This window comes from Gardnerella sp. DNF00983 (assembly GCF_049244265.1).
In the GTDB taxonomy this organism is placed as follows: Bacteria; Actinomycetota; Actinomycetes; order Actinomycetales; family Bifidobacteriaceae; genus Bifidobacterium; species Bifidobacterium vaginale_J.
In genome coordinates, this window is sequence record NZ_CP058392.1 from 560,826 (window position 1) to 585,984 (window position 25,159).

Annotated in this window: 20 protein-coding genes; 18 read left to right on the forward strand and 2 right to left on the reverse strand. The window is 43.3% G+C overall.

Going from position 1 to position 25,159, the window contains the following annotated elements; all coding sequences use genetic code 11:
* The first annotated feature begins 69 nt into the window (after positions 1-69).
* The 16 genes from HXT34_RS01995 to HXT34_RS02070 all read left to right on the forward strand — a co-directional run bounded on the left by HXT34_RS01995 (position 70) and on the right by HXT34_RS02070 (position 19,052).
* Positions 70-2,553 (forward strand): primosomal protein N', encoded by a 2,484-nt coding sequence (locus HXT34_RS01995; RefSeq protein ID WP_421785256.1) that lies wholly within the window; start codon positions 70-72, stop codon positions 2,551-2,553.
* A 21-nt stretch (positions 2,554-2,574) separates the two neighbouring features.
* A complete protein-coding gene (locus tag HXT34_RS02000) occupies positions 2,575-3,780 on the forward strand; it encodes a shikimate dehydrogenase family protein (protein WP_421785258.1) in 1,206 nt (401 codons plus the stop codon).
* A 116-nt stretch (positions 3,781-3,896) separates the two neighbouring features.
* Positions 3,897-4,745, forward strand: coding sequence for an RNase adapter RapZ (gene rapZ, locus HXT34_RS02005; protein ID WP_119526791.1), 849 nt, complete (start codon positions 3,897-3,899; stop codon positions 4,743-4,745).
* Between the two features lie 286 nt (positions 4,746-5,031).
* A complete protein-coding gene (gene whiA, locus HXT34_RS02010; protein ID WP_004119060.1) occupies positions 5,032-5,979 on the forward strand; it encodes a DNA-binding protein WhiA in 948 nt (315 codons plus the stop codon).
* 915 nt (positions 5,980-6,894) lie between these two features.
* Complete coding sequence (locus HXT34_RS02015) at positions 6,895-8,100, forward strand: phosphoglycerate kinase (RefSeq protein ID WP_415689845.1); 1,206 nt, start codon at positions 6,895-6,897, stop codon at positions 8,098-8,100.
* Between the two features lie 217 nt (positions 8,101-8,317).
* The gene (tpiA, locus tag HXT34_RS02020) at positions 8,318-9,124 is read left to right on the forward strand and encodes a triose-phosphate isomerase (protein WP_415686724.1); all 807 of its coding nucleotides are present in this window, start codon (positions 8,318-8,320) and stop codon (positions 9,122-9,124) included.
* 61 nt (positions 9,125-9,185) lie between these two features.
* Positions 9,186-9,434: a preprotein translocase subunit SecG gene (secG, locus tag HXT34_RS02025; RefSeq protein WP_004119067.1), complete on the forward strand. Its 249-nt coding sequence runs from the start codon at positions 9,186-9,188 to the stop codon at positions 9,432-9,434.
* 63 nt (positions 9,435-9,497) lie between these two features.
* On the forward strand, positions 9,498-10,334 hold the full coding sequence (locus HXT34_RS02030) for an HAD hydrolase family protein (RefSeq protein ID WP_421785420.1): 837 nt from the start codon (positions 9,498-9,500) through the stop codon (positions 10,332-10,334).
* Between the two features lie 6 nt (positions 10,335-10,340).
* Complete coding sequence (locus HXT34_RS02035; protein WP_415687130.1) at positions 10,341-10,901, forward strand: GNAT family N-acetyltransferase; 561 nt, start codon at positions 10,341-10,343, stop codon at positions 10,899-10,901.
* Between the two features lie 330 nt (positions 10,902-11,231).
* Positions 11,232-12,605 carry an AMP-dependent synthetase gene (locus HXT34_RS02040; protein ID WP_415687132.1) on the forward strand — a complete coding sequence of 458 codons (1,374 nt, stop codon included), beginning with the start codon at positions 11,232-11,234 and terminating at the stop codon, positions 12,603-12,605.
* A 379-nt stretch (positions 12,606-12,984) separates the two neighbouring features.
* Positions 12,985-13,533, forward strand: coding sequence for a hypothetical protein (locus HXT34_RS02045; protein ID WP_421785261.1), 549 nt, complete (start codon positions 12,985-12,987; stop codon positions 13,531-13,533).
* 130 nt (positions 13,534-13,663) lie between these two features.
* Positions 13,664-14,182 carry a hypothetical protein gene (locus tag HXT34_RS02050; RefSeq protein WP_421785263.1) on the forward strand — a complete coding sequence of 173 codons (519 nt, stop codon included), beginning with the start codon at positions 13,664-13,666 and terminating at the stop codon, positions 14,180-14,182.
* Positions 14,183-14,254: 72 nt separating this feature from the next.
* Positions 14,255-14,836: a hypothetical protein gene (locus HXT34_RS02055; RefSeq protein WP_421785265.1), complete on the forward strand. Its 582-nt coding sequence runs from the start codon at positions 14,255-14,257 to the stop codon at positions 14,834-14,836.
* Between the two features lie 58 nt (positions 14,837-14,894).
* A complete protein-coding gene (locus HXT34_RS02060) occupies positions 14,895-15,413 on the forward strand; it encodes a hypothetical protein (protein ID WP_415687139.1) in 519 nt (172 codons plus the stop codon).
* Between the two features lie 591 nt (positions 15,414-16,004).
* Positions 16,005-17,432, forward strand: coding sequence for an ATP-binding protein (locus tag HXT34_RS02065; protein WP_421785267.1), 1,428 nt, complete (start codon positions 16,005-16,007; stop codon positions 17,430-17,432).
* 390 nt (positions 17,433-17,822) lie between these two features.
* The gene (locus HXT34_RS02070) at positions 17,823-19,052 is read left to right on the forward strand and encodes a hypothetical protein (RefSeq protein WP_421785269.1); all 1,230 of its coding nucleotides are present in this window, start codon (positions 17,823-17,825) and stop codon (positions 19,050-19,052) included.
* A gap of 192 nt (positions 19,053-19,244) precedes the next feature.
* Here the strand turns inward: HXT34_RS02070 and tal are convergent, their stop codons facing one another.
* Together tal and tkt are read right to left on the reverse strand one after the other, a co-directional pair.
* Positions 19,245-20,348, reverse strand: a complete 1,104-nt coding sequence (tal, locus tag HXT34_RS02075; protein ID WP_032842482.1) for a transaldolase — start codon at positions 20,346-20,348, stop codon at positions 19,245-19,247.
* Positions 20,349-20,552: 204 nt separating this feature from the next.
* Positions 20,553-22,652 (reverse strand): transketolase, encoded by a 2,100-nt coding sequence (gene tkt, locus HXT34_RS02080; RefSeq protein ID WP_415689839.1) that lies wholly within the window; start codon positions 22,650-22,652, stop codon positions 20,553-20,555.
* 219 nt (positions 22,653-22,871) lie between these two features.
* Here tkt and hrcA point away from each other — a divergent pair, with 219 nt between their 5' ends.
* Both hrcA and dnaJ read left to right on the forward strand, forming a co-directional pair.
* On the forward strand, positions 22,872-23,888 hold the full coding sequence (gene hrcA, locus HXT34_RS02085) for a heat-inducible transcriptional repressor HrcA (protein WP_391496472.1): 1,017 nt from the start codon (positions 22,872-22,874) through the stop codon (positions 23,886-23,888).
* 91 nt (positions 23,889-23,979) lie between these two features.
* Positions 23,980-25,131: a molecular chaperone DnaJ gene (gene dnaJ / locus HXT34_RS02090; protein ID WP_119526476.1), complete on the forward strand. Its 1,152-nt coding sequence runs from the start codon at positions 23,980-23,982 to the stop codon at positions 25,129-25,131.
* The last annotated feature ends 28 nt before the right edge of the window (positions 25,132-25,159 follow it).

The window sequence follows — 25,159 nt, forward strand, 5'->3', positions numbered from 1 at the left end:
TATTGATAAATTTTGCTGTAAAATAACAGTAATTATGTGATGTAATTCAAGTAAAACTAAGGGTTATTTATGGCAGAGCAACCTTCGCTAGACGGCTTAGCGCGTAAAACAAGACGTAAGCGCAATGCTGTTTCTCTAGTGCCTGCTAATGAATGCCCTATTGCGCATGTGATGCTTGATGTTCAAGCTTCACATTTAGGTCGTACTTTTGATTACTTGATATCGCAAGATCAAGATGAATCTGCTCAGCCTGGGGCGTTTGTACGCGTTCGTTTTGGAGCACAAAAGCTCACTGGAGTTATTTGGTCTCGTTCTTCGCATACTGACACCCCTCATGCTGCTTTAAGATTTTTAGAGCGCGTGTTTCCTTCAGATGTTTTGCTTTCTAAATCTTTGCGAGACGATATTGACGCCATAGCTAAAGCTTATGGTGGAACTAGCTCAAATATTTTGCGTCTTGCTGTGCCTCAACGTGTGGCTCGTGTTGAGCATGAGGAAGTTTTTGACAACATACGCTTGCAACGCAGAAAACAGTGGCGTGAAAATCTTAAGAAGCGTTTGCAAAACGATAACAATACAAACACAGGATACGATACAAACCTAGGTTACGCTACAACTTCTCGCATGATTTATGATTACGAAAATGCAAATATTTTATACAATGCATTAATCAAAAAATCTATTGACGCAAGTTTTAGTGAAAATAAAGCAGAAAATCAATTAGTCAAGCAAGCAGAAAATAATTCTTCTCAATCTTTTATTGTAGACGCTTTACCAGGTTCTTGCCGACTTGCACAAGATTTAGCATGGATGATTGTCACTGCTTTAAGTGCGTGTAAGCAAGCTGTTGTAGTTTTGCCGACGTTAAGAGAAGTAAATGATGTAATGCGCGCGCTAATGGTTTACGGATTAAAGCCATATAAGCGCGTCAGTGAGAATCATCGTGGTTTTTCTGCTGGAAGTTTTGATGGAGATGTCGCTCGACTTTGTGCGGCTGATCCTCCAGCTGATAGGTATAGAGCTTGGCGCGCAATCGCGTCCGGAATAGTTCCTTGCGTTCTTGGCACTAGAGCTGCAATGTATGCTCCAGTTGAGGGAGATGCTTTATTTGCGATTGTTGAAGATTGTGCGTACCAATATGCTGACGGAATGATGCCGTATGCTCAAGCGCGTGGCGTTATGCGGCTTCGTGCGGAAAGGCATGGCGGCGTATTTGTGTCAATGTCGTATTCCAGAAGCGCGCTTAGTCAAAGTGAAGTAGACTGCTATATGTCGAATGCGCAAGATGCGCAAACTACTCAAACTACTCAATCTGCTCAGTCTGCGCAAAGTGTGCAAGGTGAGCAATCTGTTCAAACTGCTGAAGCTGTTCAAACTACTCAATCTGCTAAAACTGCTGAAACAATAAGCGGATCTAGTATACCTGTAAGCGCGAGTAAACTTGCTCGCGAAAGGTTAGTTCCGTGGGTTCGTTGGCTTAATCGTGAAGCTTTATTGAAATTAGCTGACCCAAGCATTGGCGCTCGCATACCGCATAGCGCGGTAAGAGCTATTAACGATACTCTTTCGGATGGTAAGCCTGTGCTGCTTTCTATTGCGCAAGATGGCGTGACGCAATCGGCTATATGCTCTTCTTGCAAACGTCAAGCGCGCTGTAGACGATGCACCGGGCCTCTCGATGTTGCAAATAGTCAGCAAACAGCACGTTGCTCGTGGTGTGGTGCTAGTGCAATAAATTGGTCTTGTTCTAATTGTGGCAGTAGCAATATGCGAGTTATACGAGTTGGTGCTGCTGGCGTTGCAGAAGAATTATCTAAACTATTTCGCAATGTGCCTATTATTATTTCGTCACAACACCAACCGAACGGAATTATCCAGTGTATTAATGAAAAACCTGTAATTGTTGTTGCAACTCCTGGATGTGAGCCTCGCATACAAACGCAAGACGCAAATTGTAACGGAGAATATGGTGTTGTAGCAATACTCGATACGTGGGTAAGTTTGTACGCTTCGGGGCTTGACGCGCGAATAGATACGCTTAATTCGTGGATGAAAGCTTCTGCTTTATGTGCTCCTAGAGCGCGCGGAGGAAGTGTGCTTTTGATTGGTGAAACGTATCCTGTTCTTGCGCGTGCGCTTACATTGTGGGATACGACTCAACTTTCTTGCAATGAGCTTTCAGAAAGAGCTCAAGCAATATTGCCGCCTTGCGTAACTGCAGCATGCGTATGGGGTGCTCGTGATGCGGTTATGCGTGCGCTTGAAAATATTGGTGCAATGCAAGAAAATCTTGGGTGCGAAAGTAGTCAAGATGCTGATTTTCCAGAAATTTCTCCATTATTAGGAATTGTTCCAATGCATCCGCCTGTTACAGACAGATACCAGCATTTTGACGATATTTACGACCGTGTAAAAGCAGTAGTAAGAGTTCCGCTTTATTTAAGACAAGAATTAGTGAACCGATTGCACAAGGAAGTAGCTCGTCACGTAGCAACACGTGCTGCAGGAGAGTTGCGTTTTTGTGTTGATCCAAAAGATTTATTAGCGTACTAACTTACTAAGGGGGAGAGAAAAATGTTAAAAACATATCATTGTGCAGTTTTGGGAGATCCTATTTCGCATTCGCTGTCGCCTGTGCTTCACAACACGGCTTATAAGGCTTTAGGTCTTACAAATTGGCAATATAGTAAGGAAAAAGTAAGCGAAACAGAGCTTCGCGATTTTATTGCGCATCTTGACGATTCTTGGAAAGGCTTAAGCCTTACTATGCCACTTAAAAAAACTGTAATGAAACTCGGCACACCTTGCGACTACTGGTCGCGCGCGCTTAACGTGGCAAATACTGCAGTTTTTACTAGCAATCCGGCAACCGCTTCGCAATCGCAAATAAAGCTATACAACACTGACGTAAGTGGCATATTAATAACATTTATGCAAGCATTACATGAGCGCATATGCGAAGTAAAAAAGGCTGTTATTATTGGCAGCGGCAACACTGCGTCCTCTGCACTGGCAGCTTTAATTGAGATTGCGCAAGTAGCAAAGCTTGAGCAGGTGCAAGTTGTTGCTAGAACTGAAGATGACGGTAGTGTAAAAGGCGTTGAACGTTTTAATAATCTTATACAAAAGTATTGCGCTGATTTTCCAAATAAAATAAGCATAGGTCAAAATAATAAAAGCGAAGAAAATGACGCTATGTATGAGCCTGTGCAAGGTATTGAGTTCCCAACAATAAGCGAAGAAGTATTTTCAAAATTTGCAGACTATAGCGCAGAAAAATTGAGCGCAGAAGAATTGTCAGAATGTGATAAATCTCTCATTTTGAAATCTTTAAATTCACTAGAAGCTGTTCGTGCAATCGCAGAAGCAGACATAGTCATAAGCACAGTTCCAGCGCACGTAGCAGATCCAATTGCGCTTGCGTTGAAAGCGTACTGTCAAGATAGTGCGAATAATCAAACGAAATTAGGAACATTGCTTGACGTAGTTTACGATCCTCGCCCAAGCATGCTACTTAACGTATGGCAACAATACGGTTGCGCTATTGGCGGAGAAGAAATGCTTTTGCAACAAGCTTTAGCGCAAGTAAGTCTTATGACGATTGACTACAGGAAATCTAAAGAAAATTTTGGGAATTGTGCTGAGAATTGTGCTGAGGCTGGCGCTGAGAATTGTGCTGAAACTGCTTCTGGGCTTGGTTATAAACCTAGTGCTGACAAGGCTAGATATTACGATGACTTAAGTAGTCTCATGCGAAAAGCCTTACAGGAGGCATTATGAGCGATAATACGCAACATACTACGCAACCTACGCAAAGTGATGTGCAACGTGATGCGCAACATACTACGCAACGTTCCGCGTCGACTAGTGTGCAACTAGCTGACGGATTTGAAGTTATGCTAATTACTGGCATGAGCGGAGCTGGGCGCTCGCACGCTGCTAACGCGTTGGAAGATATGGGATGGTATGTTATCGATAATCTTCCGCCAAAACTGCTCATACCGCTAGTAGATATGATGACTTCATCCGGTTCTAAAGTGCATAAGCTTGCTGCTGTTATTGACGTGCGTTCTAGAGGATATTTCGACGACCTGTTTGCAGTTCTTGCGCATATTGACGAACTTGGCGTAAAAACGCGAATTCTGTTTTTAGATGCTTCGGATGCTGTGCTTATTAAGCGTTACGAGTCTGTGCGTAGACCTCATCCTTTGCAGCGCGGCGGCAGACTTATTGACGGTATTTTAGAAGAGCGAGAGTTGCTCAGTCATTTGAAAGATTGCGCGGATATTATTATCGATACTTCTGCACTTAGTATTCACCAACTTTCTACAAAGCTTTACGAGGGATTGCTTGGAAAAGGCTCTTCTACGGTTTCTGTGCATATTTTCAGTTTTGGATTTAAATATGGCATGCCAATGGATGCTGATTTTGTTGCCGATATGCGATTTTTGCCGAATCCTTTCTGGGTCCCTGAATTAAGGGAGCTTACAGGTAAGGATCAAGCTGTGCAAGATTATGTTTTATCTAATCCTGCGGCAATTGCATTCTTAGATTCTTACGAAAATGCGCTTCTTACAGCTATCGACGGATTTGCTAAAGAAGACAAGCATTACGTGACTATTGCTGTAGGATGTACTGGCGGTCAGCATCGTTCTGTTGCAGTAAGTATTGAGCTTGCTAGACGTTTGAGATTGCACGGTTTGCAAGTTACGGTATCTGCAAGAGAGCTGCAGAGAAGATCGTAGTAAGTGAAAAAGTAAAGTAGCGAAAAGTAAAGTAGCGAAAAGTAAAGTAGTGAAATGCGATTATGAAACTAATCAATTAAAATTAATTAAAAAATTAAATAAAATTGTGTAAATTATATAAAATATAAAAATCTTGTACTAAAAGCATGTAAAGCATGTGCAAAAACCGGTAAAATGTCCAACGTATTCTGTATCACAGAAAGCCGGGCATGTCGTGTGCCACAGCATCATGCAAGTACCCAACAGCACTCATATTTTAAGAAGAACAAAAGTAGGAGGTTGTCCCTTGGCTCTTCTTGACGACGTCAAAAATGAACTCGTTTCAAACAACAATGAGCTCCCGACTGTCATTATGGCTCAAGCTGCAGCAATGATGCGCTTTGCTGGCGGCTTAAGGCCAGTAAATAATCAGGCTGTTATTCGCGCTCAGTTGGATTCTCAGCGCGCAGCTCAGTGGCTTGTTGAGGTATTGAAAACTCATTTCCAGAGGGAAGCAACAATTGCTCAAGTTTCTCGTCAAACTCCTACGGGCACTGTAGTTCGCTATGACGTGGTAGTTGAGCGTGGTGCTGCAGCATTGGCTTTGCAATCTGGTCTTCTTGATCGACGTATGAGAATTGTTGCTGGTCTTGCGCCTGAGATTGTTGGTGGAAGTATCGCCCAAATCAAAGCAGCTTGGCGTGGTGCTTTCTTGGCTCACGGTGCTATTTCAGATCCTGGCAAAGCTAGCTATTTGGAAGTTGTTTGCCCAACTCATGAGGCTGCGAATGCTTTGCAAACTATGGCAGCGCGACTTGGCATTAGCGCCAAGGCTCGTCAGGTTCGTAGCTCTGAGCGAGTGACGTTGCGCGATTCTGACGCAATTGAGCGAATGTTGATTTTGATTGGCGCTCCTCGTTCTGCTCGCGAATGGACCGGTAAGCGTTCGGATGGTGAAGCTCGCGGAAAAGCAAACCGTTTGGCTAATTTCGACGATGCGAATATGCGTCGTAGCGCTAAGGCTGCTGCTGAGGCATGCGAAAAGGTTCGTCACGCATTCGATATTTTGGGCGACGATATTCCAGATAATTTGTTGATGGCTGGAAAGCTTCGTCTTGAGCATAGCGACGCAAGTTTGGAAGAGCTTGGTCACTTGGCTGATCCTCCTATTACAAAGGATGCGATTGCAGGACGAATTCGTAGGCTTTTGCAGCTTTCGGCGAAGGTTGAGAAGTCGCGTATGCAGCAGCTTTAATGCTGATTTTGCGTGATTTGTGTGCGTAACTGTAAAGTTTATGCCGTTTTTTCGCGCGCAACCGACCTTTTCTTTACGCGCCTGTAAAGTTTCTGCCGTTTTATCGTCTTAATCCGACTTTTTCTTTACAGCGTTGTAAAGTTTATGCCGTTTTTTCGCGCGCAACCGACCTTTATTTTACACGCCTGTAAAGTTTATGCCGTTTTTTGGTTTTGGGTGGCGTTTGGCTGATGTTTGGCTGGCGGGTTTCTGGAGTGGCTGTGATGGGTGGGGTTGCTTGTCTCGCAGCGCTACGCTCGTGTTTACTGTTGCGCGAGTTTTGGGGGATTTCTTTCCTCGCAAGTCCCGTCCTTCGTCGCTTTGGCTGTTAAAGACTTTACTGTCTGCTTTGTTCTTAAAAGAATGTTGCTTCCTCAGTCCTCTTTTATTGCTCGTAAAGAAATCCCCCAAACTCTGCGTGTTTAATCGTTAATAACCGTGTCTATCGCAGAGATTTTTCGATTTTTCTTCTTCGCTTGGCGAATCAGCAGCCTGCGGCTCTGCGCGACGACCTGCCGGAGCGCTTAAAGCGTAGTGAGCGAAGGCAACTCGGAGCGGAAACTCGCTCAGGTTGGAAGTCCAGTGGACTTCCAACGCGAGTTTCGTAGCAAGCGCGTTACCCGCGCGAGCGTCCGCGCTCAGTGCGAAAAATCTCAAATCTCACCTCTCTAATATTCTTGCAACTAAAGTCGCGCAATTAAGCTGCGGGTGGTTTGGTGGTTAGGATGGATTGTTGAAGATGTGCGGTATAATTGCACCCGGCAATGTGTCGATGTTTGAGGCTGATTTTGCGTTTTGTTGAACGAAGTAAGCCGGCACGGTAAGCCAGTATGTAAGTCAAATATGGTAAGCCAATATGGTTTGGAAAGGATACCAATGAAGACACTGAAAGATTTGGGAGATTTGAGTGGTAAGCGCGTATTGGTTCGCGCTGATTTTAACGTTCCTCTCAAGGGTACGACGATTACTGATGATGGTCGTATTCGTGCTGCTTTACCAACCATTAAGGCTTTGCGTGAGCAGGGTGCTAAGGTGATTTTGATGGCTCACCTTGGTCGTCCAAAGGGTCAGGTTGTTCCAGAACTTTCCTTGGCTCCAGTTGCGCAGCGTTTAGGTGAATTGCTCGGCACAAATGTTGTTTTGGCTGCAGATACTTACGGCGAAGATGCTCAAGCTAAGGTAGCTGCCATGAATAATGGCGACGTTGTTTTGCTTGAAAACGTGCGTTTCAACGCCGAAGAAACCAGCAAGGATGCTTCCGAGCGTGCAGCTTACGCTAAGAAGATTGCTTCTCTTGGCGAAGTATTTGTTTCCGATGGCTTCGGTGTTGTGCACCGCGCTCAGGGTTCAAATTACGATGTTGCTGCCGATCTTCCAGCAGCTGCAGGCTTGCTTGTTGAGAAGGAAGTTAAGGCACTTTCTCGCGCAACTGAAAACCCAGAGCGTCCTTTGACTGTTGTTCTCGGTGGCTCCAAGGTTTCCGACAAGCTCGGCGTTATTGAGAACTTGCTTTCCAAGGCTGATCGTCTTGTTATTGGCGGCGGTATGGTGTTCACATTCCTCAAGGCTTTGGGTCACGAAGTTGGTACTTCTTTGCTTGAAGAGGATCAGCTCGAAAAGGTTAAGGGCTACATTGAAACCGCTAAGAAGAATGGCGTTGAGCTTGTGCTTCCAACTGATATTGTTGTGAATGCTGGCTTCCCAGCAGGGGATACTCCAGTTGCTCCAGAAGTAGTTCCAGCAGACGCTATTCCTGCAGACAAGATGGGCTTGGATATTGGTCCTGACTCTCAGAAGCTTTTCCACGACAAGATTGTTGACTCCAAGACTGTTGTTTGGAACGGTCCTATGGGCGTGTTCGAGGTTCCAGAGTTTGCAGCCGGTACTCGCGCTGTAGCTCAGGGCTTGGTTGACGCAACTAAGAACGGCACTTTCACTATCGTCGGCGGTGGCGATTCTGCTTCTGCAGTGCGCAACCTTGGATTTGCGGAAGATGGCTTCTCGCACATCTCTACTGGCGGCGGCGCTTCCCTCGAGTTCTTGGAAGGCAAGACTCTTCCAGGTTTGAGCGTGCTTGAGTAAGTAATATTGCTTGAGTAAGTAATATTGCTTGAGCATGTAATGTTGCTTGAGCATGTAGTATTGCTTGAGTAAGTAATATTTACGCGAGCAAGTATAAACTAAATATTTCCGCTTATGCCGACTTTCGATTTTATGAATCCGCTTTGTAAATCGAGGTCGGCATAACACTAATTTGCGCAATATTATTAATCTCAATCGTAAACTTTTAAGGGTGATTATGGTTTCCAAAAGAAAGCCGTTAGTCGCTGGTAATTGGAAAATGAATTTCAATCACCGCGAAGCTACGCATTTTATACAAAAATTTGCGTGGCTACTGCGTGACGCGCATTACGACTATCACGATTGTGAAATTGCACTTATGCCTTCTTTTACTTCAATAAGAAGCGTGCAAGTTCTTGTTGAGTCTGACCATTTGCCAATATTGTACGGAGCTCAAGCTGTTTCTGTTACTGCTCAAGGTGCTTTTACTGGTGATGTTTCTGCAGATATGCTTGCAAGTCTTGGATGCTCAATGGTTATTGTTGGTCATTCTGAGCGACGCAAGTATCATCCTGAAGATGATGCAAATATAGTTGATCAAGTTCGAGCTGTGCTTGCCGCAGGAATGCAGCCAATTCTTTGCGTTGGTGAAAGTCTTAAAGAACGTCAACAGGGTGTTGCGCTCGATTTTGCTGTGGGGCAAGTGCATGATGTAACGCGCGATTTGGATGCGAAGCAAGCTAAGCGTTTAATTATTGCGTACGAGCCAGTTTGGGCAATTGGTACTGGTATGGTTGCCACTGCTAAATCCGCTCAGGAAGCTGCATTGGCTATTCGTGAAGACTTGCGCGTTACGTTTGGTGACGATGTTGCAGATACTGTCCGCATTCTTTACGGCGGATCCGTAACGTCTTCTAATGCTTCAAGTCTTATTGCAGAGCCAGATGTCGATGGATTCTTGATTGGTGGCGCTTCTCTTGATGCGCAAGAACTTGCTAATATTGTGCGACTAACGTCTGCGCAAACGCGTTTAGAAACTAAATAAGCTTAAGCGGTCAAAGGTTATTATTAAACTTAACCGAGTACTGTAAAACAGGAGGTTGGTTGTGTCCACTGTGAAGATTATTTTGCAGGTGTTGCTTGTGCTCACTAGCATTTTGCTCACATTGTTAATTTTGATGCACAAGGGCAAGGGCGGCGGCCTTTCCGACATGTTCGGCGGCGGTTTAACGAAGAACGCTGGTAGCTCTGGTGTTGCAGAAAAGAACTTAAATCGTTGGACGGTTATTATTGCATTAATTTGGGTTGCTGTGATTGTGGCTTTAAACTTAATGACTAAGTTCTCGCTCATCTGAGTATTTTTTTGAAAAGCGCATGGTCTTCAGATTGTGCGCTTTTTATTTATATAAGTGTTTAATATTATGCGTTTTTCTCCTTCTTTACTAATTGCGGATCTTGATGGCACCATGCTTCACGATGCCGATACTTTTGAAGGTCGCTTTTTAAGCAACGAAACTGTGAAAGCAGCTAAGCGTTTGCGCGAAAACGGAATTCCTCTTGCAATTATTACGGCTCGTCCTGTCGGAAGTGCTTTTGATTTTATTCACGATTTAAATGCTCAAGTTTGTGCGTATCTCAATGGTGCGCTAATCGATTTTGATTGCGTTAATAGCACGATTTCGGAGCTTACTTCTCAGCGTGAAATAAGCACGTTATTACGTTTTGGTTTTGATTCTAAGCATGCTTGCGATGTGTGTTTGCGTTTGCTGAGTGAGATTCCTACGCTTCGTCTTGGTATTGTTATGAACGACGTTCGTTACACGAATTTTGACGTTCGTATGCTTTGGAGTAAGCAGGATTTTGTTATTACCGACTTTTCGAATGTGCCGCGCGGCACGGCAGACAAAATTATTATTGTGCCGCGAGATAGCGAGAAGGAGCAGCTTCAGCGCATTCTTCCGGACGATTTTTCGTTGCATATTAGCGAAGACGTTTTATGGATGCTCACGAATCCTCTTGCAAACAAAGGGCACGCGCTGAACGTTATTTGCGATCGTTTGGGCGTGAAGCCTAGCCGTACTGTTGTTTTTGGTGACGATGTTATTGACATCGACATGTTCCGTGCCGGCGGTTACGGGGTAGCGGTGGCGAATAGCAACTCGCGTTTGCTTGCGATTGCGGACGAAGTTTGCGCTTCCAACAATGACGACGGCGTTGCCAGCTGGCTTAATTCGAACCTTTTTACAAGATTGTGAGTAAAAATGAGTAAGCAGATAATCGAAACGGAAAGATTAATTTTGCGCTCTTGGACTCAAGATGACGCTGAAGATTTGTTTAAGTATGCCACGGATCCAGATGTGGGTCCTATTGCAGGATGGCCTGTTCACAAAAGTATTGAGGATAGCAAATCTATTATTAAGAATGTTTTTCTTAATGCAAAAGAATGTTATGCTGTGTGCTTAAAGTCGAGTAACAAGGCGATTGGATGTATTGAGCTAAAGCTTAACGGTCATACGGATATGACTACTAGAGATGATGAGTGTGAGCTTGGATATTGGGTTGGTAAGCCTTTTTGGGGTAACGGTTATATTCCGGAGGCGGCGAAAGCTTTGATTCAGTACGGTTTTGACGGGCTTAACATGACGACTATTTGGTGCGGATATTACGATGGCAACAATAAGTCGAAACGAGTTCAGGAAAAGTGTGGTTTTGAAGCATATTGCGTGGATTCTTCCGTTGACGTGCCTCTTATGCACGAAACTCGCGTGCGCCATCGTAACGTTTTAACCAAATCTCGCTGGCGAACTCTTTCTGGCAAGTAATCACCGTTACTTTCTCAGTTTGTTGACTGAGTTTTTAACGGTGTTGTGCCTATTACTGTTATTTTCTCAGTTGGTTGACTGAGTTAGTAACGGTGTTTTGCTTATTACCGTTATTTTCTCAGATACTTGACTGAGTTTTTAACGGTGTTGTGCTTATTACTGTTATTTTCTCAGTTGGTTGACTGAGTTTTTAACAGTGTTGTGCCTATTACTGTTATTTTCTCAGTTCGTTGACTGAGTTAGTAACGCTCACTATCTTCCTGTAATACCTTTTATCCACAATGCTCAAAATTTATTGCGCAAATATTGTATCTTTGAATAATAAATTGTATGAGCAATACCAGTAACGAAATAATACGCATGATTGAAAATGCAGAAAGTAATCATCACTGCATACGACCAATTACTAGTGCGCAAAAGCAGTATGCGTATAGGTGCGTGAAAAAAGGCACTTTTGTGCGCACTTTTCGCAATCTTTACGCGCGAACTGAGTACTGGAAGAAGCTATATCCGTATGAAAAAATGCGTCACATAGCTATTTCTTTAATGGAGATTTATCCAGAATGGAAGTTCACTGGTACTACTGCTGCTGCGCTACTTGGCTATGATATTGTGGAAAATTATGATTATGTAGAAGATGGCAGTGATAATATTCAGCGCAACTTCAGTTCTTCTGTAAGTTCAACGAAGATTTATATTCGTAGTTCTGTGCACAAGTCTGCTAACGATAATCCGTATTTGCATAGGATTATGCGAACATGCAAAGAGCAGGATGGTACAAGTGATGACGTGCGCATTGTGCAGCCGAGTCGAAATCATGGTAGACGTCTCGTTACGCTTCCGCATTCAAGTGACAGGGTAAGTTATGAGATTAGAAGTCATATTGTTGACAAGAGCACGATGCTTTTTGATGTTGCGAATACCGTGAATTTTAGGACAGCGCTGCCGATTTTTGATTCTGCTGCGCGTGATAACGTGAACTTTAACAAGGTTCTTGAGATTTGCGGTAGAAGATACGGGACTTTTGATGGTGGACGTAGAAATGGTTGTGCTAATGAGTTGCAATACGTGGACGACGTTTATGATGAGTACGATTCATTCAATGAAGAGTATGAAGATTTGCGTACTCGTGAGAAGAGTGTAGTTACTGCTAATTCTGCGGAGTCGTTTGCGAATGCATTCGTGGGCGGCGGGTTCGGAAAATCTGGGAGTGAGGAATATTCGCTTCTTAGGCTGCGTCGCCTTTGCTTTTTTAAGAATGGTTTAAGCGAGAATGGCGGCGAGTCTTTTGCGCGCGGCACGATGATTGATCTTGGGTTTATGGTGCCTGAGTTGCAGCATGAGTTTGTTGCGCCAAATTCTAGGGTTAAGTATAGGTGTGATTTTTTGTGGCGGGTTTCGGGCGGTGGCCTGATTGTTGGTGAGCTTGATGGGTATGACAAGTATTTTGTTGATTCGACTAATTCTACGCATGCGAATATCAACTTTAATTCTTCGTCTGATACTCAAATGTTGCGTAATTCCTACAATCAGGCCGCTATTAATCGCAATATTGATAGGCAGGCGGAGCGTGAGTCTGTGCTTTTTAGGGAGTGCGGCGTGAGTAAGATTGTGCGCTTTAATTTTGCGGATGTTGTTGGCGTTAAGAATCTTGAGCGGAAGCTTGTTGAGGCTGGTGTGCCGCGGATTATGCGCGTTGGATAATATCGAGCGCTTTTAGAACGCGCACGCTTTACCGTTTTTTCGTTACTGGCGCAGTTTGTTTTCTGCGTGCGTGTCTCATTTTGCCTACTTTCGGACACTGGCGCAGTACTGTTTCTGCGTTAGTGTCTCATTTTGCTTGTTTTGGGACACTGGCGCAGATAGCGTTCTGCGTGCGTAACGGTGTTGCGTGGCTAGCAGCGTTTTTTGGTGGTTGGAGTATATTTGTAAGTGTTGAGAGAAAATTTTGCTTTTGCTATGTTTTTAAATATTGCGAAATGCTGAGAAATGCTGAGAAATATCGCGAAATATAGCTAATGCTGCAAGGTAGCGTCAAGTAGCGCGAAGTTGCGCAAACTAACGCGAAGTGGTGATAAGGAGTGTGAAGGTGAAACGTAAATATAGGCTTGTTTCGGGTTGTTTGGTTGTGGCTCTTGGTTGCATGTGTGGTTTGAGTGCGTGCGGTGAGCCTTCTGCTAGCTATATGCCTTCTAATGGTGGTTTTGAATCTACTAATGCTTTGGATTCTACGAGCAGTTCTTCCGTTTCTAATGACTCCAGTAGTAAGAATTCGTCAAAAAATGTATCTCTTAAAGATATAGCTAAAAAATGCAATTTCAAGTTTTGGCGTCTCGAGTCTTTGGGCTCTCATAGTTCAAATTCTGCACCTGACTCACTTACTATAGGTGAAGATCAGGATAGTTCTAGCGAAAGAGAAACCTTTAAGAGAGATTATGCTTGTGCTATAAAAAATGCCAATCCTGGAGATCCGATTGCAGAGAAATTCAGTGATAAGATAGCATTTTCAGATATCAGTTCTTTTTTCTCTGCTGATACTGATGGCTATACCAAGTATATGCCACCATATCTTAGTAGCGCATATTATATATATTCTACATACAGTGAAATAGACATAGATAAAGTTAAATAAGTATTTTATTGGCTAATTATCTGTTTAATGTCAAAAGAATATTATTGAGTTAGTTCGTATTTCATAATATCGGCATCAGACATTGATTATTAGATTTTTATATGTATAAATAATGGAGTTATTAGTAGTTATGAGTAGAGCAAAAAAATTTATATATTTTGTAGCATCTTTATCAATAGCCTTAACAGGTTTATCTGGTTGCGGTGAGAATAATTATAAAATAAATTCTTCGAGTCCGTCGGGAGATCCTATTAAGTCGTTAGCTGCAGAGTGTGGATTAAAAGTCATGAAGGATCCTGTATATTCTAAATACAATATGGCTATTATTAAGGGTTTTAAAACGTTTAAGGATTTTAATAAAACTAAATTGTGCTTGCTAAAATCTAATATTTCTACCTCAAATCAAGATAATATCAGTTTTCTTGGTTCATATGATACTGAAAATTCTTTTAGATATTTAAACTCGGATGTTGTTGCAATTGCACAATACAATGATGATTTTAAAGATTCTAGGTTATACAACTGGTCATTGCCTTTATTAAATTGTGGTAAAAATCCATATAAGGAAAGTTGTTCTAATTCTATTTTCATTATGACGAAAGAAGATTTAAACAAGTTCAATCTTGATCAGTTGGATCAAAAGAAATGAATATTGCGGAATTTTTTAAATATTGCAAGGTAGCGTTAAGTAGCGCGAAGTTGTGCAAACTAGCGCGAAGTAGTGATAAGGAGTGTGAAGGTGAAGCGTAAGTATAGGCTTGTTTCGGGTTGTTTGGTTGTGGCTCTTGGTTGTATGTGTGGTTTGAGCGCATGTGGTGAGTCTGTTCAAAATAGTGGTACTGTTGCGGGTTCTGTTAGCAATGTAACTAACCATTCTAAAAATGTAACTCTTAGAGAGACAGTTATTGCATGCAATATCCCCGAAAGTAATGTCATTGACAATGGAGCTTTCTCTGATGGCTACGCGTTAGATATGGAATATATTGACCCTGATGACGGTGATACACATGATTATTCTAAAGAAATGAGTAGTAAGGCTTTTCATTTATTGACTAAAGATATTCCATGTATTCTTCGAGGATTAAATCATGATGATCCTAAGGCTTTAGAATTAGCTTCTAAAATTGAGAGAAAACTTAGCAAGTGTAATCCTGATAATCTTAAGGACTATCTTAAAGAAAATAACCTCTCGTTTATTAATTATGTTGGACGTTCGTATGTAATGATGTTACGCGTTGAGGAAGACGCAGTTGAATTTCGTGTTTTAAGTTTTGATAATTTTAACAAGTATTTTTTGAAGTGATCATTAAACGTAATGGTAGTAAGTAGTTGGTTTTATTTATGCGAAGGAGTTTTTGAGTATGTTTAAGAAAGTGTTTGCATCTGTTGCAATGGCTGCTGCTGTAATGTGTTTGTGCAGTTGTGGCTCAGACGGTAATAGTGTTAAAAACAATGTAGTTAATAATATTAGTTTAGTTGCTAATAATTGTGGTATAACCGAGCTTTCTAAGGAACCGTTATATAATAAGGAAGATATTTATATAAAGAATAATTTCTCGTCTTTTGATGATTTTTATAATAAAGCAAACTGTTTAGCTGATTCTATTGCTCCGAATGATTCTGCTTTAAAAGATGAATTAAAAGTATTTAAAACTTATTATGATAAGAAGAAACCACACGTAGGTTATTATTTTCATGGAGACTACGGAGTATTCATGAGATATAACTCTTCCGATAAGTGCGGTGGAATATATAATCCAGGTATGTTTGCAAACATTAATTCCAACATCGACTCATCTAAATATTGTCGCGTTATACTCTTGATTAGTAGAGATAGTGTTAACGATATGATTCAATATGGTAACTCTCGAAAGAATTAATTAAGCATTGCTAAGTTGTAGTGCGTTTTAATTTTGCGTATGTTGTTGGCGTTAAGAATCTTGAGCGGAAGCTTGTTGAGGCTGGTGTGCCGAGGATTATGCGCGTTGGTTGATATCGAGTGCTTTTAGAACGCGCGGTGTTGTCGTTTTTCGACATTGGCGCAGATGGCGTTCTGCGTTAGGGTCTCTGGTTGCTTGTTTTGGGACATTGGTGCAGTACTGTTTCTGCGTTAGCGCGACGACCTGCTTGAGCGCAGCATAGCGCGCGAAAACAATTCGGATCGCTGAGCTTGCTTAGGGTTGAAAGCACGGTGTGCTTTCAACGCAATAGATGTTCATATTCGCTTATTGCTGTTATTTTCTCAGTTGATTGACTGAGTTAGTAACGGTGTTGTGCTTATTATCGTTATTAGTGCAGCATGTTTTCTGCGTTAGTAACTTTTGAAGGTACAGCGTATATGTACCTGCGCTTATTGAATATTAGAGTAGTAAAATGCTGATTTTGGGGTAAATTTGCGAAATAAAATTGTCGATTTTGGGGTAATCTGCTAAAATAAAATTGTCGATTTTGGGAAGAAAGGCGGAATTACAATGGTTTACGAAGGTGATAAATCAACCCTAAAATTCCCACGCAAAATCTACTCCGAAATGCTCGCCTGGAAGCGCGAGTCCAACGGTAAAACAGCTCTGCTTATCGAAGGTCCGCGTCGCGTGGGCAAATCGACAATCGTAAAAAAATTCGTCCAAAATGAATACGAAAGCTACATTATTGTTGACTTTTACACCGCATCGAAAGAAGTAAAGGAACTCTTCGACGATCTTTCGGACGTAAACTATATTTTCTTGCAGCTGCAACTAGCGTACAAAACAAGCTTAAAAGAGCGCAAATCTTGCATTGTCTTTGACGAAGTACAGCTTTGCCCTAAAGCACGTCAAGCCATAAAAGCTTTAGTAAGCGACGGAAGATATGACTATATAGAAACCGGTTCGCTAATTTCGATTCACAAAAATGTTAAGGATATTCTTATTCCGAGCGAAGAACACAAGCTGAAAATGTATCCGATGGATTATGAGGAGTTCACTCGAGCGCTTGGTGATGAAGTTACGATTCCGCTTCTGCGTAAACTATATGATTCTAAAAAGCCAATCGGTCAGGCTGCATACAGGAAGATTCTGAGAGATTTTCGTCTTTATATGCTGGTTGGTGGGATGCCGCAAGCTGTAGAAAGTTATATTGAGACTAACGATTTTAGTGCTGTGGATCAAGTGAAACGCAACATTCTTTCACTGTATGAGGATGATTTTAGGAAGATTGACGCAACTGGTAAAATTTCCGCGATTTTCGACGCTATTCCGGCACAGCTCATGTCTAATACGTCGCGATACCATGTTTCTAGTGTTCTTGCTGGGAAAGGTGCGGATGATATTCTTGAGCAACTCGCACAGTTAAAGGATTCCGGAACCGTTCTCATTGCGAATCATACTTCTGACCCTTCTGCAGGAATGGCTCAATATAAGGATTTGACTAAATTTAAGCTTTTTCTTGCGGATACTGGATTGTTTGTTACGCTGTCTTTTAAGGATAAGTCGTTTACGAGCAATGATATTTACATGCGATTGCTGAGCGGTAAGTTGCAAGCGAATCTTGGGTACGTTTATGAGAATATGGTTGCACAAATCTTGAGTGCGCATGGGCACGAGTTGTATTATCACACTTTTGCGGAGGATCTGATTGACGAAGGCGATTGCGCAAGTGGTGATGGCACAAGTGTTGGTGCTGCGATTAGTACGGAAAAGCGTGGCAGGAGCAATTACGAAATTGATTTTTTGATTGCGGAAAATAATAAAATTGTGCCGATTGAAGTGAAAAGTTCTGGCTATAAAACTCATGCTTCGCTTGATGTTTTCTCGCGCAAGTTTTCTTCGCGTATTGCGCGCGAGCTGCTGATTTACACTAAAGACTATCAGCGCGTTGGTGCGATTGAATGTTTGCCGATTGTTATGGCTGAGTTTCTGTGAGCGCGACGACCTGCTTGAGCGCAGCACAGCGCGCGCGAAAGCAATTCGGAGCGCCGAGCTTGCTTAGGGTTGAAAGCGCGGTGTGCTTTCAACGCAAGCGAGGTCTGCCTTCGTCGGTAAAGACGAAGGCAGGGCAGGTTAGTGTGGTAATTTATTGGGAATTTAGTTGTGTTTTGTGTGCGCTGACGACCTGACTGAGAGCTGCTGTTGAACATTTGCAGTAAGTTTCCTTGGCATTTGTTTTCTAGCGTTACTGTTAGTTTTTATTAATAATTTATTATGTTTTTGCTAATTTATTGGTTTAAAATAATAAGTATAAGTGCATATATATAACTTAATCATATTGCAAATTTTTAATTGCAAATGGGTAAGAGAGTAGAGGAATAGCTTATGAAATATTGCAACCTATGTGGAGCAGGTAACAAAGATGATTCTATCTTTTGTGACTCTTGCGGTGGTTTAATTGATGGCAATAATCGACAATATGACAACACGCAAACGCAATATACGCAAGCTGTTCCAACGCAGGCTGTTCCAACGCAAGCTGTTCCAACGCAGACTATTACTACACAGTATTCTCCAACTCAGGTGTATCAAAATACTCCGCAATATGAATATGGTTATGAAAATCAGCAATATGGTTCTGATTATGCGTATCAAGCAGGCGCTGTGCCTCAGCAGGATTATTCTCAAGCTTTTGAAGTTCAAGACTATGATGCGATGCTTAAAAAGTCGAGAATAAAAAAAATAAAAATAGCATCTTGCATATTTGCTGCTCTTGTTGTTTTGCTTGGCGGTGCGTATATCCTTATTGATAATTTAGTTTATTCTCCTACAGCTGTTGCTAAAAAGTATATGGACATGCTCTCTGCGGGTCGCTATACTAATGCCACTTCTGAATATGAGAAATCTCTGGGATTAAGTGGCTTCCAAACTAACGGTAGTTATGGTTTATTGTATGATAATTACGCTAATGAATCTAAGCCTTCAGGATTTGTAATTAACTATACGTCCCAATATAAATGTATTGCAGGATTGTCCAAAAGTGTTGATGAAACCCGAAATTTTGCGTCAAGAGGATTAAATGTAAATACGGATACTTGTTACAAAGTTAACGTAACGTATGAAGTTAATGGCAAAAAAGTAAATAAGAATTTATTGCTTAGACCTAGTGGAACGGACTTTTTAGTTTTTAAAAAGTATGTTATTGATATTGGATCTTTAGCAGATGAGATTAAGGTTGACAATGTTTCTAGTATTGGAAATATAAAAGTTAACGGTGAAAACTTTGCTATTACAAATTGTTCATTATATGATGATTCGTGCACTTTGCTTGTTTATCCTGGCGTTTATCATTTCACGATATCCGATAAAGATGGAAATGATCATACTTATAATGTTGATACTTCTGAGCAAAGTCAAAGTGAAATAGGTTCAGATTTGCCGAATCCTTATGATGATTATTCGTCTGACGACGATTCCTCTTCTGACGATTATGACTCTTCATCGGACGATGATTCTTCGTCAGACGACGATTCCTCGTCAGACGATAGTTCTTCATCGGACGATAGTGGCACCAATAGCAGCGATTCGTCGTATGGCGATGACGACAATGATTAAGCTGTATTAAGCTGTATTAAGTTGTAATCTATTAAGTGATTAAGCTGTATTAATTAAGTGAGTATTAATTAATTGATTAGCTGCTTGAACACTTTGTAAGTTAAACAAAACCGCATCCTACTTAGGAATTCTCCAAAAGTGGGATGCGGTTTTATTTATGTTTTAAGCGAAAAGTAAGACGCTATATAAGCATCAGGCGTTTACGCGATCGATGCCGGACTGCACGTCAGCAATCACGGAATCCCAAGACTTGATGAAGGCGGCAACACCGTCGGCCTCAAGCTTGTCGGTAACGTCCTTGATGTTGATGCCAAGCTCAGCGAGCTTGTTCATAACAGCGTGGCTCTCTTCGTAAGTACCCTTGACGGAAGGAGCGCCGTTGCCGTGATCAGCAAGAGCGTTCAAAGTCTTTTCTGGCATGGTGTTAACAACATGCTCAGCAACCAACTCGTCAACATACTTGCAATCGGAGTAAGCTGCGTTCTTGGTACCGGTAGAAGCCCAAAGTGGACGCTGCTTCTTAGCGCCCTTGGCCTCAAGCTCAGCCCAACGTGGGTCAGCTGCGAACTTCTTCTCGAAGAGTTCGTAAGCCAAGCGAGCGTTAGCAACAGCAGCCTTGCCTTCAAGAGCCTTAGCTTCAGCAGAACCGTTAGCTTCGAGGAGCTTGTCAACAGCGGTATCAACGCGGGAGACGAAGAAGGAAGCTACGGAACCAATGTGCTTCAAGTCGTGGCCGTTAGCGGCAGCCTGAGCGATACCTTCGATGAAGGCGTCGATAACCTGCTCGTAGCGCTCGAGGGAGAAGATCAAGGTTACGTTCACAGAAATACCCTTAGCAAGGGTAGCGGTGATAGCTGGAAGACCTTCCAAAGTTGCAGGAATCTTGATCATAACGTTTGGACGATCAACCTTTGCCCAAAGCTCTTCAGCCTGCTTCTCAGTGTTAGCAGTATCGTGAGCCAAGCGTGGGTCAACTTCGATGGAAACGCGGCCGTCAACGAAGTCGGTCTTTTCAGCGATCTCGCGGAAGATATCGGTTGCGTTACGAACATCGGTGGTGGTCAACTCGCGAATAGCGGTTTCAACGTCGACCTTGCCGAGTTCCTTAAGCTGTGCGTCGTATGGGCCAACCTGGCTCAAAGCCTTCTGGAAGATGGATGGGTTGGTGGTAACGCCAACAACATTCTTATTAGCAATCAAATCCTGCAAAGAGCCGGACTCAATGCGGGTACGGGACAAATCGTCCAACCAAATAGAAACGCCGGAATCGCTGGTGCGCTGCGTTGCTTCAGTCATGTTATCTCCTTAACACTGTGCTCCACCAATTGGGGCACGTCGGTAGTTTGGCGTTTTTACAAGAAACAGCGGTTGATGTCGAACCAACGGTAGCTCGGCATCAACACGCCGTCGCTGTTTCTTGCGAAGTGTTTCGTTAGCACTTCTAGTTTTGTGACATATCAATTTTATTTTGATACATCAAGCTTTATTTCGCTTATTTACTTAAGCGCGAGCTTCTTCGATAGAAGCCTTAGCAGCTTCTACTACGTGCTCAGCAGTAATACCCAAGTCGATCATGTTCTGACCGCCGTCACCCTGCAAGCCGTACTGTTCGATAGAAACAGCCTTGCCGCAATCGCCAAGATACTTGTACCAAGGCAATGCCAAGCCAGCTTCGATGGAAACGCGAGCCTTGACGGACTTTGGCAAGATTTCTTCCTTGTACTCTTCGTCCTGCTCTTCGAACCATTCGAGAGATGGCATGGAAAGAACGCGAGCCTTAATGCCTTCAGCTGCCAAAGTCTTGGCACCAGCAACAGCCCACTGAACTTCGGAACCAGTTGCCATGATGATTACGTCTGGAGTGCCTTCGCAATCAACCAAAACGTAAGCGCCGTGCTTTACGCCTTCGCGAGCCTTTTCAGCGGTCTCAGCGAGGGTTGGAACGCCCTGGCGGGTCAAAATCATAGCGGTTGGGTAGCTGTTCTTCTTCTCGAAGAAGTAACGGTAAGCTTCAGCAGTTTCGTACTCATCTGCAGGGCGTACAACCTCAAGCTGAGGAATAGCGCGGAAAGCAGCCAAGTGTTCGATTGGCTGGTGAGTTGGACCATCTTCGCCCAAAGCTACGGAATCGTGGGTCCAAACGTAGAGGTTTGGAATCTCCATCAAAGCAGCCAAGCGAACTGCTGGGCGCTCGTAGTCAGAGAACTGGAAGAAGGTGCCGTTGAATGGGCGAGTGTCAGAACCAAGCAAAATACCGTTGGTAATAGCACCCATTGCGAACTCACGCACGCCGAAGTGGAGCTGACGACCGTACTCGGAAACGTTTGGCCAAGTGCGAGTTGCATCCTCGGATGGACCGAAGGAGTCAGCACCCTTAATGTTGGTGTTGTTGGAGCCGCCCAAATCAGCGGAACCGCCCCAAAGTTCTGGCATAATGGCAGCAATTGCGTTAAGAACTGCGCCGGAAGCCTTACGGGTAGCAACCTTAGAGCCAACTTCGAAGCCAGCAACCAAGTCGTCAATAGCCTTGTCGAAACCTTCAGGAAGCTTGCCAGCCTTAAGACGCTCGTAAAGAGCAGCCTTGTCTGGATTGGCAGCAGCCCACTTTGCAAGAGCTTCATCCCAAGCCTTGTGCGCAGCCAAACCGCGCTCAGCAACCTTACGAGCATGAGCCAAAGCTTCTTCGTCGATTGGGAATGCAACTTCTGGGTCGAAACCGCAAAGTTCCTTCAAGCCCTTAACAGCTTCTTCGCCAAGCTTAGAGCCGTGGGAAGCTTCGTTGTTGGTCTTGCCTGGGGTTGGCCAAGCAATCAAAGTATTAACCTTAATGAAGTGAGGCTTATCGGTAACTTCCTGAGCCTTTTCAATAGCTGCAGCCAAAGCCTGAACGTCTTCCTTGTAGGAGCCGTCTGGCTGGATGAAGCTAACTTCATCGGTGTACCAACCGTATGCACGGTAACGAGCAAGAATATCCTCAGAGAAGGTGAGCTTAGTGTCGCCTTCAATCTGAATGTGGTTTGCATCGAAGATTACAGTCAAATTGCCAAGCTTCTGGTTTCCAGCCAAGGAAGCAGCTTCAGAAGAAACGCCTTCCTCAACGTCGCCTTCGCCGCAGATAACCCAAACCTTGTGATCGAATGGGGAAGTGCCAGCTGGAGCTTCTGGATCAAGAAGACCGCGCTCAAAGCGCTGGCCGTAAGCGAAACCAACAGCAGAAGCAAGACCCTGACCGAGTGGGCCAGTAGTAATTTCGATGCCTGGAGTCAAGCCATATTCTGGGTGACCTGGAGTACGCGTGTCTGCACCGCCACGGAAATACTTGAGATCGTCAAGAGTCAAGCCGTATCCAGAGAAGAACAACTGCACGTATTGCGTAAGCGAAGCGTGACCGCCAGAAAGAATAAAACGATCGCGGCCAGCCCACTTTGGGTCAGCTGGATCGTGCTTAATGAAATGCTGGTACAATGTGTACGCAATCGGTGCTAATGAAACAGGGGAGCCAGGATGTCCGTGTCCTGCTCGCTCAACAGCATCAGCCGAGAGAACCTTCGCCATCTTTACGGCGCGCTCGTCTAATGCAGACCAGTTGAAATCGGTCATGTGATCTACTTTCCTTCCAATAATCCGGGTTTTTAAGCACAGCTTACGCTGGCTTTTTACCCTCTCATTGCCCTTCAATCCTATCTTTCGCGCGCGACGAATATGTTACAAAGTGTGTCAAAAGTTTGCTTTTATGTTCTGTTGCGTGCTAAGAAATAGACTACTATAGGAATATAGTATTTAGAGTGTTTGTAAGGAGTGGTAATGCAGTCACGACGCATGATGATTTTGCGCGCAGTTGTTGAGGATTATATTCGTTCTCAAGAGCCTGTTGGTTCTGCGGCTCTTGCAAAGCATCATCAGCTTGGTGTGAGTTCAGCTACTATTCGTAACGATATGTCGGCTTTGGAAGAAGAGGGATACCTTGTTCAACCGCACACTTCTGCAGGTCGTATTCCTACTGAAAAAGGCTATCGCTACTTTGTTGACGGTTTGGCTTCTGTTATTCCGCTTTCTGAACCGCAGCGTCGCGCTATACGTAACTTTTTAAGCGGATCTGTCAGTTTGCAAGATACTTTGCAACGTTCCGCACGTCTTCTCGCAAGTATTACAGGTCAAGTCGCGCTCGTAGCATCTCCAGCATTGTCTAAATCAAAAGTAAAAAGAATTGAGATTGTTCAAGTATCGTCTTCTACGCTTTTGGTTGTTGTGATTACAGATGCTGGAGGCGTAGCTCAGCACATGATTCAAGCAACTAATATAAATTCAGATGACTTATTGCATCTAACTAATATGGTTAATGAGTGCTGCATTGGCCTATCCCTTTCATCTGCTTCACAACGCGTTTATGCGCTCGCAAATCGCAAGGAATTAGCGTCAGCTTTGCAAATTATTAGTCAACTTGCTAACGCTTTAGAAGATATGCATGACGGTGAGCATACTCACGACTTATATATGGCTGGAGCTTCTCAACTTGCGCATAGACAAAGTATTGTTGATTTTGCTTCACTTTTTGACGCACTCGAAGAGCAGGCTGTTATTATGCGACTGATGACTTCTTTAAGTGAGGAAGCAAGCGATTGTGCAAGCGGTGTTAGTGTTGCAATCGGATCGGAAACGCATACTCCTGGTTTGCTTAACGCTTCTGTTGTAACAAGCGCTTACGGCTACAATGCTGATTCTGACTCTGCGTTTATTGGATCAATTGGTCCTACGCATATGGATTATGCTGCAACTATGACTGCTGTTAAGGCTGTTGCGCGCTACCTTAATTCGTTTATATCCGAAAATTCATAAAAACGTGGCTGGTTTATAGCTGGTTATTCGGCTTATGTCTGGCTGTGCCTTATGCAAAAATAATTTTAGAAAAAGGTAAAAGGGGAATTAATTGACTGATTACTACAAAGTTCTAGGCGTTGATCACAATGCTAGCGACGACGAAATTCGCAAAGCCTATCGCAAGATGAGCCGCAAATATCATCCTGATATTGCAGGCGCTGAGTTTGAGGAAAAGTTTAAGGAAGTGAATGCTGCCTACGACGTGCTTTCTAATCCTGAAAAGCGTCGAATGGTAGACATGGGTGTTGATCCTAACGATCCTTCTGCAGGAAGTGCCGGAGCTTCAGGCGCTGGTTTTGCAGACATGGGCATGGGCGACATTTTCAGCCAATTCTTTGGTGGTTCTTTCGGCAATTCGCAAGGACCAATTTCGCGCGTGCAGCCTGGTGACGATGCATTAGCTGAGGCTCGTATTGATTTGAAAACCGCTATTTTTGGCGGAAATGTTAGTGTACGTTTAACTACTTTTGGCGTTTGCAAGGATTGCTCTGGTTCCGGTTCTGCCGACAATTCCGCTCCAGAACAGTGCTCTGTGTGTCACGGCTCTGGCTTCTGCCAAAAAGTTGTGCGCACTATGCTCGGTCAAATGATGTCTTCGATGCCTTGTGAACATTGCGAAGGTCATGGCACGATTATTAAGAATATTTGCCAAAATTGCCACGGTCATGGTCGCGTGCGTTCAATTCGTGAAGTTGGTGTGAACGTGCCGGCTGGAATTCGTGACGGTAGTCGTTTGCGCTTAGCTTCTCAAGGAAGCGTTGGTGAGTGCGGCGGTCCTGCAGGCGATTTGTACGTTGATATTCATATTCGTGCAGATAAGCAATTTACTCGTAACGAGGATGATTTGCATTGCTGGATTACAGTTCCTATGAGCTGGGCTGTTCTTGGTCGCAGTCTTGAAATCGACACTTTTGATGGTGCTCAGAAAATAACGGTTCCTGCAGGATGCCAAAATGAAGACACTATTACTTTGCCAAATCTTGGTGTAACGAAGCTTCGTTCTAAAGATCGCGGAAATATCGTGGTTCATGTGTTAGTGCAAACGCCTTCTAAGTTGAATGATGAAGAGCGTGCTTTGATTGAAAAATTTGCTAAGTTGCATGATAGTTCTGTGAAGCAAGTTCAGCAGCATTCATTAAGTGATCAGTCGAGTGAGCGTAAAGGTTTCTTTAGTAAATTAAAGGAAGCTTTTGCCGGCTGATTTTACGGATTTAATTTACTGCTTTAAA

Coding starts and splice junctions, on each gene's coding strand:
- rapZ (WP_119526791.1), top strand. CDS start 3,897: ATGCTAATTACTGGCATGAGCGGAGCTGGGCGCTCGCACGCTGCTAAC.
- HXT34_RS02040 (WP_415687132.1), top strand. CDS start 11,232: ATGAGCAATACCAGTAACGAAATAATACGCATGATTGAAAATGCAGAA.
- HXT34_RS02060 (WP_415687139.1), top strand. CDS start 14,895: ATGTTTAAGAAAGTGTTTGCATCTGTTGCAATGGCTGCTGCTGTAATG.
- hrcA (WP_391496472.1), top strand. CDS start 22,872: ATGATGATTTTGCGCGCAGTTGTTGAGGATTATATTCGTTCTCAAGAG.
- HXT34_RS02035 (WP_415687130.1), top strand. CDS start 10,341: ATGAGTAAGCAGATAATCGAAACGGAAAGATTAATTTTGCGCTCTTGG.
- HXT34_RS02050 (WP_421785263.1), top strand. CDS start 13,664: ATGAGTAGAGCAAAAAAATTTATATATTTTGTAGCATCTTTATCAATA.
- HXT34_RS02015 (WP_415689845.1), top strand. CDS start 6,895: ATGAAGACACTGAAAGATTTGGGAGATTTGAGTGGTAAGCGCGTATTG.
- HXT34_RS01995 (WP_421785256.1), top strand. CDS start 70: ATGGCAGAGCAACCTTCGCTAGACGGCTTAGCGCGTAAAACAAGACGT.
- tal (WP_032842482.1), bottom strand. CDS start 20,348: ATGACTGAAGCAACGCAGCGCACCAGCGATTCCGGCGTTTCTATTTGG.
- tkt (WP_415689839.1), bottom strand. CDS start 22,652: ATGACCGATTTCAACTGGTCTGCATTAGACGAGCGCGCCGTAAAGATG.
- tpiA (WP_415686724.1), top strand. CDS start 8,318: ATGGTTTCCAAAAGAAAGCCGTTAGTCGCTGGTAATTGGAAAATGAAT.
- HXT34_RS02065 (WP_421785267.1), top strand. CDS start 16,005: ATGGTTTACGAAGGTGATAAATCAACCCTAAAATTCCCACGCAAAATC.
- HXT34_RS02070 (WP_421785269.1), top strand. CDS start 17,823: ATGAAATATTGCAACCTATGTGGAGCAGGTAACAAAGATGATTCTATC.
- HXT34_RS02000 (WP_421785258.1), top strand. CDS start 2,575: ATGTTAAAAACATATCATTGTGCAGTTTTGGGAGATCCTATTTCGCAT.